We start from the raw sequence: 14,310 nt of genomic DNA, 5'->3' as shown, positions 1-14,310 counted from the left end.
TCGGTCGACATTTTCGCTCGGTTATGTGTCCGTCCACGTTTCAGAATTCCCATTTATCGTCCCCGGGGCGGTGTAGTCGCGCCACGGCGTGTTCGGGCGCCGCGCCGTCGCACACTCTCGGTTTCCAGACCCGACCGTTTAGGTGCGGCTCGCACGTAGGTCGCGACCTGGACGAATGACTCGTTCGGAGGACCCCCACGACCTGCAGCGGTTCGTCGAGGCACAGAATCCCGTGATAGACCAGGTGAAGACGGAGCTCCGGTCGGGCCGGAAGCGGACCCACTGGATGTGGTTCGTCTTCCCGCAGGTCGCGGGGCTCGGCAGCAGCCGCATGGCCCGGCGCTACGCGATCGGATCGCGGGCCGAGGCGGAGGCCTACCTGGCGTACCCGGTTCTCGGACCGCGGCTTCGCGAGTGCACGGCCCTCGTGAACGCGCTCGACGGTCGCACGGCGACCGAGGTGTTCGGGTCCCCCGACGACCTGAAGTTCCGCTCCTCGATGACGCTGTTCGACGCGGTCGCGGACGACCCCGACCCGTTCCGAACGGCGCTGGAGACGTACTACGACGAACCAGATCGAGAGACATTACGCTTTCTCGAGTAGTCCGGCGGGTGCGGTATCGAGACCACGTTACTACCGCAACCACGTTACACCGCTATCTTTGTAACGGTGGAGGACGTGCGTCACCGTATGACCGATACCGATTCTCGGCCGAACAGCAAGGTCGCGCGCGTCATCGAGACGTACGACCTCGACGGGATGGGTGAACGGTTGGAGGCGGAGTGGACGGGCGCGGACGGCGAGCGGACGAGCCTCCGGGACCTCGCGGACCAGTTCAACCGCGCGGTGCTTTCGGCCGCGATGCGCGAGGCCGGTCGGTCGGCCGTCGAGAGCGACGTCGCGAGCGCGTACGCCACGCTGACCGACGACGACACCGCGCGTGCCGACCTGATGCGCAAGCGTCGCGAACTCGAGCGCGACGGCGTCGACGTCGACGCCGTGCTCGACGACTTCGTCACCCATCAGGCGGTCCACACGTACCTCACCGACTACCGGGAGGCGGAGCTGCCGGACCGCTCGGCCGACCGCGTCGACCGCAAGATCGACACGCTGGAGCGGCTCCAGGGCCGGACCGCGGCCGTGGCCGAGTCCACGGTCGCGAACCTCGTCGACGCCGGGGAGCTGACCGACCACGACTACGAACTGCTCGTCGACGTGCGCGCGGTCTGTCCCGACTGCGGGACCGATTACCCGGTCGGGGACCTGCTTCGGGAGGGCGGCTGCGACTGCGCCGCCGACTGAGCGGAGCGTTGGCGGCGATCCCGCGGGACCGACTCCCGTCACAAAAGTTATACCCCTTCCAACGGTACGAGCGTGCAATGAGTTCGATGGCCCGTACCGAGGAAGAGGTCCGTGTTCGCGCCCGCAACGTCGGCGGGATCGACGAGACCGAGGTAACGATCCCCCCTGGAGTCACGGTACTCAGCGGTCGCAACGCCACCAACCGCACGTCGTTCCTCCAGGCGCTGATGGCGGGGCTCGGCAGCACGCGTCCCTCCCTCAAGGGCGACGCGGAGGAGGGCGAGGTGGAACTGTCCGTCGGCGACGAGACGTACACGCGGACGCTGACGCGACGCGGCGGGGAGGTCGCCTTCGGCGGCGACCCGTTCCTCGACGACCCCGAGATCGCGGACCTGTTCGCGTTCCTGCTCGAGGACAACGAGGCCCGACAGGCGGTCGCACGGGGGGACGACCTCCGCGAGATCATCATGCGGCCGGTCGACACCGACCGCATCGAGGCGGAGATCCGCGAGCTGGAACGCGAGAAGGACGACCTCGACCAGCGGATCGCGGACCTCGACCGACTGGAGTCGACGCTCCCGGAGCTGGAGTCGGAGAAGGCCGACGTGGAGACGGACCTCGAGGCCGCCCGCGAGGACCTCGAGGCCGCCCAGGCGGCCATCGACGACCTCGATACGGACCTCGAGGAGAGCCGGTCGCGAAAGGAGGAGCTGGAGGAGGCGTTCGCGAAGGTCCGCGAGGCGCGCTCCGAACTGGAGGACGTGGAGTTCGAGATCGAGGCCGAGGAATCGACGCTCTCGGAGCTCCGCGCGGAGCGCGAGGAGCTGGAGGCGACGCTCGAGGACACCGACGAGCCCGACGAGGACCCCGAGCGCATCGACGGCCGGATCGAGGAGCTCCGCCGGCGCAAGCGCGCGCTCGACGAGACGCTGAACGAGCTCGGGAGCGTCATCAGCTTCAACGAGGAGATGCTGGAGGGCGACGGGCTGGACGTGGAGCTCGAGGGGGACGGTACGGGGGACTCCGACGCCGGCGCGCTCACCGACGAACTGCTCGGCGACGACCGAACCGTCTGCTGGACGTGCGGGTCGGAGGTCGACACCGACCGGATCGAGGGGACGCTCGACCAGCTCCGGGACCTCCGGGCCTCGAAACTGGAGGAGCGCAACGGGCTCCGCGACGAGATCGACGAGCTCTCGGAGAAGCGCTCCTCGCTCCGTCAGCGCCGGAACGAGCGCCAGCGCGCCGAGCGCCGCCTGCAGGGGATCGAGTCCGAGATCGAGGAGGTGGAGGAACGCATCGAGTCGCTCGAGACGGAACGCGAGGAGACCGAGGAGCGCGTCGCGGAACTCGAGGCGGCCACCGAGGACGTGGGCGCGGGCGAGTACGACGAGGTGATCGAGCGCCACCGCGAGGCCAACGAACTGGAGATCGAGATCGACCGGCTGGAGTCGGATCTGGCGGAGATCGAGGCGGAGATCGCGGAGACGAAGGCCGACCTCGACGAGCGCGAGGAGCTCCGAGAGCGCCGCGAGGGGGTGGCCGAGGAGCTCACCGACCTCCGGACGCGCGTCGACCGCATCGAGGCGGACGCTGTCGAGGCGTTCAACGACCACATGGCGTCCGTCCTGGAGATCCTCGACTACGACAACATCGACCGCATCTGGATCGAGCGCCGCGAGACCGAGGTCCGCGAGGGCCGCCGCAAGGTCGAGAAGACGCGCTTCGACCTCCACGTCGTGCGCTCGGGCCCCGACGGGAGTGCCTACCGGGACACGGTCGACCACCTCTCCGAGTCCGAGCGCGAGGTGACGGGCCTCGTGTTCGCGCTCGCGGGCTACCTCGTTCACGACGTCCACGAGACGGTGCCGTTCATCCTGCTCGACTCGCTGGAGGCGATCGACTCCGACCGCATCGCGGCCGTCGTCGACTACCTCCGCGAGTACGCCGACTACCTCGTCGCCGCGCTGCTGCCCGAGGACGCGGCCGCGATCACCGGCGACCACACCACGATCGAGTCGATCTGAGCGAGACGGCGTTCGTCGGGTCCTCTTCGCTTTCCGACTCGCTGATGCTCTATACCGATACTGAGTGTTACAGACCGATTCAGAAGTTTTGTTTTTCTGAAACTCGCGGCGGTGCTGTGCGGTCGCGGAGCGGTGCGGTTGCGGTGCTGTGTTGTCGGCGCGCGCCGCGGCGACCCTGTGTCGCCGCGACCGCGCGAGGGAGGCGGCGGCGCGGCCGCATTGCGGTGCGGTTTCGCGGCCGCGCCACCGCCGAGGCTGGGGAGGTGCGAGGCCTGCGGTGCGGTTGCGGGGCGGGGTGGGGCTGAAAGGGGCAGTCGGCTCGATCCCGCCCGGACGACGCAAGCACCGCAGCGGGCGGTGTCTCCAGCGCGCTACTGCACGCTGGAGGCTCGCGAGACGCGGGTTGTCTCGCCAAGCGGAGAGCGAGGAGCGCAGCGAGGCCCGGCGCGGTCGAGCCGGCTGGGGCTTTCTGGGTGTTACTGTCCCGATCAGCAGGACCCGCAACAGACACAGAAACATCATCTTCTGACAGAAAAATGGAACAACGCACGTAGTAGACCCAGTATCGGTGTTCACGCGGGAACGCACCGGTCGCGTCGGGCTGACCGGCCGATCCAGTGCGGAGGGATTTATTGCGGCTCCGTGCTGCCGTTCGCGTATGGCGCGCACTGCGGTCCAGCTCTACACCCTTCGCGACATCGACGAACCGCTCCCCGCACTGCTCGACCGCGTCGGAGGCACGTCCTTCGAGGGCGTGGAGTTCGCCCACCGCGTCGGCGAGGCCGACCCGGGAACGGTCGCCGACGCGCTGACCCGCAACGACCTCTCGCCGGCGGTGGCACACGTCGGGCTTGCGGCGCTGGAGGAGTCGTACGACGAGACGACCGCGCGATACCGGACGCTCGGCGTCGAGACGCTGGTCGTCCCGTGGCTCGACCCCGAACACTTCGAGAGCGGGGCCGCGGTCGCCGACGCCGCCGAGCGGCTGAACGCCGTCGCGTCCGACCTCGCCGCCGACGGCTTCGCGCTCGCCTACCACAACCACGACCAGGAGTTTGCCGATCTCGACGGCCGGCCCGCGCTGGAGGAACTCCTCGCGCGCACCGACGACCGCGTGGGGCTGGAACTCGACCTCGGGTGGGCCGCCGTCGGCGGCGTCGACCCCGCCGCGTACCTCGAGCGCCACGCCGACCGGATCACGCACGTCCACTTTTCGGACGCCGACGCCGCGTCGGGTACGCCGGTCGAACTCGGCGAGGGCGCCATCGACCTCGACGCGTGCGCCGCTGCCGCTCGCGAGGCCGGCGCCGAATGGTTCGTCTACGAGAACGACGATCCGAGCGACGCCGCAGCGTCGCTGACTCACGGCGCGGCGACGCTCGACCGCCTGCGGTAGCGGGCGGACGCTCGGTTCGGTCTCGTTCGCGTCTCCGCTTCAGTTCAACCAGTTCGCGACGACCTCGGCGGTCCCCTCGCGCCACGCTGCGACGAACGCGTCGTCGTTCTCGGCGTTCCACGGTTCGACGGCGCCGCGGGCGTCCATGTCCGCGACCGTCCGCCGGACGCCCTCCTCGAAGCCGACCTCGTAGCTGAAGCCCAGGTCGCGTTTCGCCTTCGCGTTGTCGAAGACGGTGCTGAACCGGAAGTGGTCGCGGAGCATGTCCGTCCGCTCGGGGAACGCCTCGCGGAGCACGTCGGTCGGGACGTGAACGAGGTCCGGGTCCGGCGCGTCGAGCGCGCGGGCCACCGTGCGGTGGTACTCGTTCCACGTCATGCACTCCTCGCTGGTGACGTGGTAGGCCTCGCCGTGCGCGTCGGGGTTGCCGACCGCGCCGACGAACGCGCCGGCCACGTCGTCGCGGTGACACGGCCCCCAGACCGAGGTGCCGTCGCCGTGGACGATGACTGGCTTCCCCTCGCGGATCCGGTCGACGTAGTAGCTCCCCGTACCGAGCGTGTGCAGGACCGGACCGCCCTCGCCGTAGGTGCTCCACGGTCGGACGATCGTGGTCGCGAAGGCGTCGCCGTGCGCGTCGAGGAAGACGTCCTCGGCGGCCGCCTTGTTCGCCCCGTACGCGCTCACGGGCTCGCCCTCGCGGTCCGACTCGCGGACGGCCTCCGCCTCGGTGACCGGCATGCGGTCGAGCGGACGATGGTAGGCGTCGACCGTCGAGCAGAACACGTACTGGTCGGCGACGCCGCCGAACGCCGCGACCGCGTCCCGGGCCGTCTCCGGGTCGAAACAGACCATGTCTATCACGCAGTCGGGGGACACCTCGCGCGCCGCCCGGTCGAGCACCGCGGGGTCGTTCCTGTCGCCGCGGCGGAACTCGACGCCGCTCGGGAGGTCCGCGCTCGTCTCGCCGCGAGTCAGACAGGTCACGTCGTGGCCGACCGCCGCGAGCCCGCGCGTGACGCCCGTGCTTATGAGTCCCGTGCCGCCGACGAGGAGTACGTCCATGCGCTCCGGTCGTGGTGGGGCGCCGTAAATGCGACGCTAGAGCCGTCGTACGTGCTGGCTCTGCTCGATCCGCGACCGAACTGTTCGAGCGGTTCGATGTTTCCACAATTTCAAGACACTTCACCAACTCCAGAAATTCTGCGTTTGTCGCGTATTTTCATCGCGGCTCCCTCTCCGGGTTCTCGCGACTCACGCAGTCTGCAAACTCGGGACTGTCCACGGTGTCTCCCGATCGTGGGATATTCACAATTTCTACAATTTGCATAAATTTGGAACGGTCTGGACTTCTCACCGTGTTTCCGATGCTCGAACGGGGTACACGATGTCCGTCGGGTGCGCCGTTTCCCGCTGTTCGTCGTGTTCCCGCGCCGGCGTTCACTACCGGTGATGAACTCGGCGTGGCACCCCGCGAGGTTCGCGACCGCTTTCGACGCGATCCCGCGTTCGTCTGGATGAACGATTTCCGAACATTTCAAAATTCAATATAACTGACTATATTTAAAATTCTAAAATTCGCCTTTACATTCGTTGATACTACTTTACCCTCGGCTACTACCGTGGAAATATCCTACTATTTATGACTTCTGTCTGGTTCTCCTACTGTAGACATTTCTAAGTTTGTGAAAATTCTACAATGTTTAAAAGGTCGAAAAAGTGTCAGATCTGTCCACTTCGCGAACCGTTCGCGAGGTGTACGCTTCGTGGACCGTGAGGCCGGTGGCGTAGCCGACCACGACCGCGGTTCGGTCCGTTCCGCTCGCCCGCCGGCGAGCGGTCGCCGTCGCAACCTCTTTGCCGGCGCGGACGGATGCCCGGATATGCAAACCGTCGTGCTCGCGGCCGGACAGGGAACGCGGATGCGTCCGCTCACGGACGCGCTCCCGAAGCCGATGCTCCCGGTCGCCGGCAAGCCCCTCGTCGCGCACACGGTCGAGACCGCCGTCGCGGCCGGTGCGAGCGAGATCGTGCTGGTCGTCGGCTACGAGGCGGCCGCGGTCCGTGACTACTTCGGGAGCCACGACCCGGGCGTTCCGGTGACCTTCGCCGAACAGACCGAACAGCGCGGGACCGCGGACGCGGTCCGTGCGGCGGCGCCACACCTCTCGGACGCCCCGTTCGCGGTGCTCAACGGCGACGCGCTCTACGACGAGGCGTCGCTCGCCGCGCTGTACGACGCGGGGCCGGCGGTCGGCTCGTTCCGGGTCGACGACCCCTCTTCGTACGGCGTACTGGAACTGGACGGTGAGGGGGCCGTCGAGGGCGTCGTCGAGAAGCCCGACGACCCGCCGTCGGACCTGATCAACGCCGGCGCGTACGTCTTTCCGGCGGTCGCGCGGGACTGGCTCGACGTCCCCGAGAGCGAACGCGGCGAGGCCGAGTTGACCGACGTGCTCCAGCGCTGCTGCGAGGCGGCGACCGTCGAGGCCGTCCCCTTCGAGCGGTGGCTCGACGTGGGTCGACCGTGGGAACTGCTGGCCGCCAGCGAGTGGAAGCTCGCGGCGCTCGAGGGCCGGATCGACGGTGCGGTGAGCGAGGACGCGCACCTCTCGGGGACCGTCGTCGTCGAGGCGGGCGCCACCGTGAAGCCCGGCGTCGTGATCGAGGGCCCCGCCTACGTCGACGCGGACGCGACCGTGGGACCGAACGCGTACGTCAGGGGGGCGACCTACGTCGGCGAGGGGGCAAAAGTGGGTCACGCCGTCGAGGTGAAAAACAGCGTGCTGATGAGCGGGGCGAGCCTCGGCCACCTCTCGTACCTCGGCGACAGCGTGCTCGGGCGCGAGACGAACTTCGGCGCGGGGACGAACGTCGCCAACCTCAGACACGACGGAGGGAACGTACGCCTGACGGTCAAGGGCGAGCGCGTCTCCACCGGGCGCCGGAAGTTCGGCGTCGTCACCGGCGACGGGGCCAAGACCGGGATCAACAGCGCGCTCAACGCCGGCGTCACCCTCTCCTCGGGGGCGAGGACGTCCCCGGGCGAGACGGTGACGCGGGACCGGTAGCCCGGTCGGAATCGTGCGCCCGGGGCGTCGGCCCGGGTACGTGCGCTCGGTGCCCCTGGGAGCAGCGGGAGACGCGCCCGTCGACTCCGGAGGCTCGCCTCAGTAGCCGAGCCGGAACAGCGTGTTCGCGCCGATGGCGACCGCCGTCACCGCGAACAGCGCCGCCATGACGCCGAACGACACCGACCACCCGAACAGGTCCGCGAGCAGGCCGACCGTCGCGGAGCCGGTCGATCCGAGCATCGTGTACACCGTTCGGACCAGGCCGAAGCCGGCCCCGCGCTCCGCCTCGGAGAGGTTGTCCATGAACCGCGGGTCGAGCGCGGAGAAGAAGCTCGAGCCGACCCCGGCCAGGACCACGGCGACCGTGACCGCGGCAGTCGGGGGACCGGCGACGAGGAGGGCGACGCCGGCCGCCCCGGCGACCATCGACACGCCGAGCGCGAGGTCCCGCCCGAACGCGTCCGAGAGCTCCCCGAGCGCGATCTGGCCGACAGCACGGACGACGAAGAACGCGGAGAACACCGCTCCCGCGAAGGCGGGCGTCACGTCCCGGAACTCCACGAGGAAGGTGGGCAGGAACGAGAGCAGCCCCTGCGCCACGAACGTCCCGCACGTGGCGATGAGCAGCGTGAACGCGATTGGGGGCCGCGAGACGACGCGCGCCAGCGGTCCGAGCTCCAGCCGGTCGCGCACGGGCTGGTCGGGCCGCCGTGGCTCGGTCGGCCGGACCCGCCGGGCGAACAGGACGAAGACCGGCAGCCCGACGAGCGCGGCGAGCGCGACCGCCGGCCGCCAGCCGTATCGCGTCCCGACCCACGCGGCGGTGACGGGTGCGAGCAGCCCCGCGAGTGGCGCCCCGAGCGAGTGGATCCCGACCGCGCGACCCATGTCCTCGAACGTCCGGGAGAGCAGCGTCGTCGCGACGCTGTAGTGGAGGCCGGCGACGGCGCCGAGCGCGACCGCACAGAGCACGAAGGCGGCGAACACCGGTACGACGGCCAGGAGGAGGCTCGTCGCGGCCGTTCCGCCGACGGCGACGAGGATCACCCGCCGCTCCCCGAACCGGTCGGCGAGGATCCCGCTCGGGAACTGGGCGAGCCCGTAGGCCATCCACATGCCGGTCAGGGCGAGACCGACGCTCGCGTTCGTGACCGCGAAGTCCGCGCGGATGAACGGGATGACCGGGCTGATCGCGAGCCGCGCGAAGAAGGTCACGAAGAACGCCAGCATGCACGCCGCGAGCACGGTGTGTCGGTAGTGCCAGCCCATTCGATAAGCGACCGGTTCGCGGCCGCGGTAAATGAGCCTGTGGGTCCCCGAGATCCGTGCACGGGACGACGCAGTCGCCCGAATTCGGACGCGGTTCGCGCGATTCGCTTTCGGTCGAGTCGGCCGCGTCTCGGGGGCGGTCCCGCCCGGCCCGGGGGGCGGTGTCCCTCGTCTTGGGAAACGTTCACGCCCGTTCGGGTACTACTGCCGGGCATGGATACGGATCACCTGCTGGCGGTCGTGCCGCACTACGTGGCGCTGTTCCTGCTGCTGGCCGGCAGCCTCGCGGTTATCAACGCCCTCGCCGGCCCGATCGGGTTCTGGGCCGAACTCGCCGTCGTCGTCGTGATCGCCTTCCTCTACCGGCCGCTCGTTCTCCGACTCGGCGTCGCGCCCGAGCCCTGGCGCTGAGAGGCGCTCACGCGCCCGCGCCGTCGTCAGTTCGGACCGTCCGACCTCCCCGCGGCCCGGTCCGGCTCGACCGCGACCGCCTCGATCTCCACGTCGGCGTCGACCGCGAGATCCGCCACCGCGACGGCGCTCCGGGCGGGCATCGGCGCGGCAAAGCGGCGACGGTACGCGTCGTTGAACGCGTCGAAGTCGGACAGGTCGGTCAGGAACACGGTCACTTTCACCACGTCCGCGAGCGTCAGCCCCGCGGCCGCGAGCACCGCCTCGAGGTTATCGAGCGTCCGCTCGGTCTGGACGCCGAGGTCGCCGTTCACGATGTCGCCGTCGGCCGTTCGCGGGACCTGCCCGGAGACGTATACGGTGTCGCCGGCCCGGACGGCCTGTGAGATCGGGGAGTCGCTCCGGGGCGCGTCGTCGGTATCGATCGCGGTACGCATGCGTGTCCCTTCGGCACGCGGGGGATAAAGGTGAGCGCCCGGTGCGCCGTGGTGCCGGTGCGCCGCCGGGCCGCTTAGCGGCGGACCGCCGCGCGGTTCCTCACCGCGCCGCGCCCGGGAGCTTCGCCTGCACCGATTCGGGGAGGTACTTCCCCTGCCAGGCGACGAGCCCGATGACGAGCACGCTCGCGATCAGGCGGAGCACGCCCGCGGCGGGCACGAGCGGCGCGAACAGCAGCACCGCAGCGAGCGCGAGCAGCGCCGCCCGCACGGGCAGCGGGACGGACCCTTCGAGGTGGTTGACCAGCGCCACGGCCATCGCCACGAACCCGACGAGCACGACGAGGAACGTGGTCGCCGTCGTCGGGAACTCCCAGAACAGGAGGCTGTCGTTGAGGACGAACACGTACGGGAGGACGAAAAGCGGCGCCGCGAGGATCAGCGAGCGGCGCGCGGTCTCCCAGAAGCTCCCCCCGCTGATCCGCGAGGTGACGAGACACGCGATGGCCACCGGCGGCGTGATCGCGGACAGGATCGCGAAGTAGAACACGAAGAAGTGCGCCGCCAGCAGCGGGATCCCCGCCTCGGCGAGCGCGGGCGCGATCAGCAGCACCGCGGTGATGTACGCCGCGACGGTGGGCATCCCCAGTCCGAACAGCAGCGCGGCGACCATCGTCAGCATGAGGAGGACGACGGTGACGCCGCCGGACAGCGACAGCAGGCTGTTCGCGAACACCTGCGTGAAGCCGGTCAGGTTCAGGACGCCGACGAAGATGTTCATCACGCCGATGGCGACGCCGATCGGGGCCGCGTTCTCGAGCCCGCGGCCGAAGCCGTCGAGCGTGTCGACCCCGAAGTCCTTCAGGTCGTAGTCGTCACGGAGGCCGACGCTCTGGATGAACGCCGCCGGGATCGAGGAGGCGACGGCCCAGAACCCGGCGTACAGCGGGTCCCAAGTGAGGATGATCATCGTGTACAGCAGCACTCCGACCGGGACCCACAGCGAGATCCCCTCGACGACGAGGTTCCGCACCGTGAGGTTATCGAAGGAGATGGAGTCGGTCGACCGGCCGAACAGCTGCGCGACCGCCTCCTCGCGCTGGAGGCTCACCGACTCGAGTTCGAGCTGGGTCGGGTCGACCTCCTCGATCCCCTCCTTCATCGTCGTCAGGTGAACCCCGACCGCGACGGAGAAGTAGAACAGGAGGGCCGGCAGCGCCCCGACCACGATGATGTAGAGGTAGCTGTTGCCCGTGATCTGCGCCATGACGAACGCGGCCGCGCCCATGATCGGCGGCATGATCTGTCCGCCGCTCGATGCGACCGACTCGAAGGCGCCGGCCGTGTCCTCGTCCAGCCCGTGCCGCTTCAGGAGGGGAATGGTGAACGCGCCGGTCGTCGCCGCGTTGGCGGCCGCGCTCCCGTTGATCGACCCCATGCCGAGGCTGGCGACGACGGTCATCTGCGCGAGCCCGGACCTGATACGCCGGCCGACGATCGTCCCCAACTGGAGGAAGTAGTCGAGCGCGCCGTACGCCTCCAGCATTCCGGCGAAGATCATGAAGATGATGATGTACGTCGCCGAGACGCCGGTGATGACGCCGTAGAGCCCGCTTCCGTATTCGATCGTCAGGCCCTGGATCAGCCGGTTGATGCTGACGCCGTTGTGGTTGAGGATGCCCGGGAAGTAGGGTCCCCAGTAGGCGTACGCGAGGCCGCCGACGCCGACCACGGAGAGGATGGGGCCGTAGACGCGCCGCGTCACGTCGAGAACGACGACCATCATCAGCAGGCCGGCGAGCATGTCGGTGGTGGTGTACACGCCGAGCTGTTCGTACACCATCCGCTCGTAGCCGAGCACGAGGTAGAGCGTCGCGCCGACGCCGACGAACCCTTCCAATAGGCCGATGTAGTTCCCGATGCGCTGTTTTGTCGTCTGCGGATCCACGTCGAAGGCGACGACCGCGGCCCCGAGGGTCATCGTCCCGACGTGGATCAGGCGGTGTTGGTTCTGCTCGACGAAGAACGTCCGTACGTAGCTGAGGTGATACCCGGCGATGAGCACCCCGAGCACGATCAACACGCCGTACTTGATCATCCGGCGGCGTGCGGCGGGGCTTTGTTCGGTCTGTGTGTCTGCTGTCTCAGTCATGTGTCGTGATGTGTGTCCGCTCGGGCCACGTCGGGGGAACGAACTACGTGAGGGGTTATCAAAGCGGGGGATCGAGCGTCGGTCGGAGCGGGGTTACTGGTTCGACTCGTACTCTTCGAGCGTCGTCAGCTCGTCGCTCCAGAGGCCCTCCTCCTTCATGAACTGCTCGGCCCCGGGGTGGACGGGGGCTTCGGGCGAGGCGAGCGTGAGCTGCTGGGTCAGCTCCGGCCCCGCACCCTCCAGGACGGCGCTCGCGCTCCGGACCTGGTCGATGTTGTCGTTGACCACCGAGACGAACTCGTACGCGAGCTCCTGGCTGATCTCCGCCGGGAACACCGTCTCGTACCCGACGCCGAGCGACGGGACCTGGTCGACCGAGATCTCCTGTTCCCACACGTCGGCGGGCGACTCGAGGTAGACGTAGGGCATCCCCGACTCGGCGATGTCGGACTCGTCGAACTCCCACTGGACGACGTCGATGTCCGTCGTCGCGTCGACCTCCTGCTCCCAGCCGACCGTCGTCACCTGGCTGACGGTGTACCCCATGCAGATGTCGAGGCGGCCGTCGCGGATCGCGGCGCTCTGGCTGCCCCAGTCCATCGAGCTGATGTTGTACTTCTCCTCGGGGTTCTCGATGCCCGACAGCTCGAACGCGTCGACGCCCGCGAAGTAGTTCGTCCCGCCGCGGTTGCCCCACGCCATGTCGATCGAGCCGTCCTGCGGGATGTCCGAGACGGTCTCGATGTCCGAGAGCTCCTCGACGTCCCGCTTGATGAGGAAGTACTCGATGGACATGAAGGGGAGCACCTGCGTCATCGTCTTCGAGAGCTGCTCGTTGTACGGCGGGTTGCCGGCGTTCCCCTGAACGACGCCCCACGAGGTACTCTGTGCGATGTCGAGTTCGCCGTCCGCGATGAGCGGCAGGTTGGCGGCCGTCCCGCCCGTCGTCTGCGCGCTCATGTCGATGAGGTCGGAGTTCTCCGAGATGACCTGCGACATCGCGACGCCGGACGCGTGCGTCGCGGAGTCCGGACCGGACGTGCCGATCGTCCAGCTGACGGAGTCGCTTCCGCCGTCGCCGCCGCCGCCGTTCTCTTCGGTGTCTCCGCCGCCACCGTTCTCCTCGGTGTCCTCACCGCCGCCGTCGCCGCCGTCGCCACCGCCCGTACAGCCCGCGATGCCGGCGATACCGAGCGCGCCGGTTGCCTTCAGGAACTTTCTCCGATCGCTGCCGTTACCGATAGCCGATCTCCAGTCTTCCATTGTGGTACTGCCTCACATAATTAGAGGGATCCATCACTATTTATTGGTTTCGTAATGATGTACAGTCGCAGGGAAGGAAAAATACATACGGGGACGGATTCCGCGTCGTCGGCTCACGGCCGAGTCGCGGTTATCGTTCCGCGGTCGAGTCGGGTCGAGTTTTCGCGGTCTAGTCGGCGCTCGGGATCGAGGATCAGCGGTCGATGGCGTCGAGCCGATCGGAGAGCACCTGTCGCGCGGCGCTCAGCTCTCCGCCCATGCGGACGATCCGGTAGCCGTCGTCGACCGCCTCCCGGATCGCGTCGGGGTCGTTGTGGATGCCCGCAAGCGCCACGTCCGACGCGGCGATGGCCGTCTCGGCCCGCTCCACGAGCGCCTCGACCTCGGGGTGATCCTTCTGCATCGGACGACCGACGGAGACGGAGAGGTCCGCCGGCCCAAGGAAGGCGAAGCCGAGCCCTGACACGTCGAGGATCTCGTCGAGGTTCTCGACGGCCGTTTCGTTCTCGATCATGACGCCGACGAACGTCTCCGCGTCCTCGCGGGCGGCGTGGTCCGCGAAGTCCGCGCCCCACGTCGAGCCGCGACCGACGCCGATCCCGCGGTCGGCCGGCTCGCCGTCGACCGCGAACCGCGCCGCCGCCACGGCCTCGCGGACCTCCGCGGGGGTCTCGACTCGCGGGATCAGGATCGTTCTGACGCCCGCGTCGAGCACCTTCCGCACGAGCGGCGGGTCGCCGGAGGGAAGCCGGACGAACAGTTCGATGTCCGCCGCCTCCGCGGCGCGCGTCAGGTCCTCGAAGACGGTGCTGTCGTAGGGGCTCGGCCCGGCGTGCTCGAAGTCGAGCCAGACGAAGTCGAGCCCGAGCGCGCCGAACGTCTCGACGGCCGCCGGCGAGAACGTCGCCGCGCTCGCGCCGAAGACCGGGTCGCCGCGCTCCACGCTCCGCCGTAAGGTGTTTGCTCGATCCACGCGTT

12 protein-coding genes are annotated in these 14,310 nt (G+C 68.7%); 6 read left to right on the top strand and 6 right to left on the bottom strand.

Translation table 11 applies throughout. From position 1 onward, the window contains the following. The first annotated feature begins 175 nt into the window (after window positions 1-175). The 4 genes from ACZ432_RS01220 (at window position 176) to ACZ432_RS01205 (ending at window position 4,726) form a co-directional block, all read left to right on the top strand. Window positions 176-604 carry a DUF1810 domain-containing protein gene (locus ACZ432_RS01220; RefSeq protein ID WP_426963345.1) on the top strand — a complete coding sequence of 143 codons (429 nt, stop codon included), beginning with the start codon at window positions 176-178 and terminating at the stop codon, window positions 602-604. 87 nt (window positions 605-691) lie between these two features. Continuing rightward, the gene (rdfA, locus tag ACZ432_RS01215) at window positions 692-1,303 is read left to right on the top strand and encodes a rod-determining factor RdfA (RefSeq protein ID WP_426963346.1); all 612 of its coding nucleotides are present in this window, start codon (window positions 692-694) and stop codon (window positions 1,301-1,303) included. A 77-nt stretch (window positions 1,304-1,380) separates the two neighbouring features. Next, the gene (locus tag ACZ432_RS01210) at window positions 1,381-3,330 is read left to right on the top strand and encodes an archaea-specific SMC-related protein (protein WP_426963347.1); all 1,950 of its coding nucleotides are present in this window, start codon (window positions 1,381-1,383) and stop codon (window positions 3,328-3,330) included. Window positions 3,331-3,988: 658 nt separating this feature from the next. After that, window positions 3,989-4,726 carry a sugar phosphate isomerase/epimerase family protein gene (locus ACZ432_RS01205; RefSeq protein WP_426963898.1) on the top strand — a complete coding sequence of 246 codons (738 nt, stop codon included), beginning with the start codon at window positions 3,989-3,991 and terminating at the stop codon, window positions 4,724-4,726. Between the two features lie 39 nt (window positions 4,727-4,765). Here the strand turns inward: ACZ432_RS01205 and ACZ432_RS01200 are convergent, their stop codons facing one another. Further along, window positions 4,766-5,791, bottom strand: coding sequence for an NAD-dependent epimerase/dehydratase family protein (locus ACZ432_RS01200; RefSeq protein ID WP_426963899.1), 1,026 nt, complete (start codon window positions 5,789-5,791; stop codon window positions 4,766-4,768). A gap of 818 nt (window positions 5,792-6,609) precedes the next feature. On the opposite strand from ACZ432_RS01200, the gene glmU reads away from it, so the two are divergent. Then, entirely contained in the window at window positions 6,610-7,797 is a 1,188-nt protein-coding gene (glmU, locus tag ACZ432_RS01195; RefSeq protein ID WP_426963900.1) for a bifunctional sugar-1-phosphate nucleotidylyltransferase/acetyltransferase, read from the top strand. Between the two features lie 99 nt (window positions 7,798-7,896). Here the strand turns inward: glmU and ACZ432_RS01190 are convergent, their stop codons facing one another. Next, entirely contained in the window at window positions 7,897-9,069 is a 1,173-nt protein-coding gene (locus tag ACZ432_RS01190) for an MFS transporter (RefSeq protein ID WP_426963901.1), read from the bottom strand. A gap of 213 nt (window positions 9,070-9,282) precedes the next feature. On the opposite strand from ACZ432_RS01190, the gene ACZ432_RS01185 reads away from it, so the two are divergent. Then, window positions 9,283-9,480: a hypothetical protein gene (locus tag ACZ432_RS01185; RefSeq protein WP_058366531.1), complete on the top strand. Its 198-nt coding sequence runs from the start codon at window positions 9,283-9,285 to the stop codon at window positions 9,478-9,480. Window positions 9,481-9,506: 26 nt separating this feature from the next. On the opposite strand, the gene ACZ432_RS01180 is transcribed toward ACZ432_RS01185, so the two are convergent. The 4 genes from ACZ432_RS01180 to ACZ432_RS01165 form a co-directional block, all read right to left on the bottom strand. Then, window positions 9,507-9,917 (bottom strand): RidA family protein, encoded by a 411-nt coding sequence (locus ACZ432_RS01180; protein WP_426963903.1) that lies wholly within the window; start codon window positions 9,915-9,917, stop codon window positions 9,507-9,509. 100 nt (window positions 9,918-10,017) lie between these two features. Next, window positions 10,018-12,069 carry a TRAP transporter permease gene (locus ACZ432_RS01175; RefSeq protein WP_426963904.1) on the bottom strand — a complete coding sequence of 684 codons (2,052 nt, stop codon included), beginning with the start codon at window positions 12,067-12,069 and terminating at the stop codon, window positions 10,018-10,020. 93 nt (window positions 12,070-12,162) lie between these two features. Then, window positions 12,163-13,332, bottom strand: coding sequence for a TAXI family TRAP transporter solute-binding subunit (locus ACZ432_RS01170; RefSeq protein ID WP_426963905.1), 1,170 nt, complete (start codon window positions 13,330-13,332; stop codon window positions 12,163-12,165). A 193-nt stretch (window positions 13,333-13,525) separates the two neighbouring features. Next, window positions 13,526-14,305: an HpcH/HpaI aldolase family protein gene (locus ACZ432_RS01165; RefSeq protein WP_426963906.1), complete on the bottom strand. Its 780-nt coding sequence runs from the start codon at window positions 14,303-14,305 to the stop codon at window positions 13,526-13,528. Window positions 14,306-14,310 lie beyond the last annotated feature (5 nt).

The organism is Haloparvum alkalitolerans (genome assembly GCF_055381565.1).
This window is presented reverse-complemented; position numbering and strand designations above follow the sequence as displayed.

Bases quoted from the DNA above. Each gene is read 5' to 3' on its own strand.
- ACZ432_RS01220 (WP_426963345.1), top strand. From the start codon at position 176: ATGACTCGTTCGGAGGACCCCCACGACCTGCAGCGGTTCGTCGAGGCA.
- rdfA (WP_426963346.1), top strand. From the start codon at position 692: ATGACCGATACCGATTCTCGGCCGAACAGCAAGGTCGCGCGCGTCATC.
- ACZ432_RS01210 (WP_426963347.1), top strand. From the start codon at position 1,381: ATGAGTTCGATGGCCCGTACCGAGGAAGAGGTCCGTGTTCGCGCCCGC.
- ACZ432_RS01205 (WP_426963898.1), top strand. From the start codon at position 3,989: ATGGCGCGCACTGCGGTCCAGCTCTACACCCTTCGCGACATCGACGAA.
- ACZ432_RS01200 (WP_426963899.1), bottom strand. From the start codon at position 5,791: ATGGACGTACTCCTCGTCGGCGGCACGGGACTCATAAGCACGGGCGTC.
- glmU (WP_426963900.1), top strand. From the start codon at position 6,610: ATGCAAACCGTCGTGCTCGCGGCCGGACAGGGAACGCGGATGCGTCCG.
- ACZ432_RS01190 (WP_426963901.1), bottom strand. From the start codon at position 9,069: ATGGGCTGGCACTACCGACACACCGTGCTCGCGGCGTGCATGCTGGCG.
- ACZ432_RS01185 (WP_058366531.1), top strand. From the start codon at position 9,283: ATGGATACGGATCACCTGCTGGCGGTCGTGCCGCACTACGTGGCGCTG.
- ACZ432_RS01180 (WP_426963903.1), bottom strand. From the start codon at position 9,917: ATGCGTACCGCGATCGATACCGACGACGCGCCCCGGAGCGACTCCCCG.
- ACZ432_RS01175 (WP_426963904.1), bottom strand. From the start codon at position 12,069: ATGACTGAGACAGCAGACACACAGACCGAACAAAGCCCCGCCGCACGC.
- ACZ432_RS01170 (WP_426963905.1), bottom strand. From the start codon at position 13,332: ATGGAAGACTGGAGATCGGCTATCGGTAACGGCAGCGATCGGAGAAAG.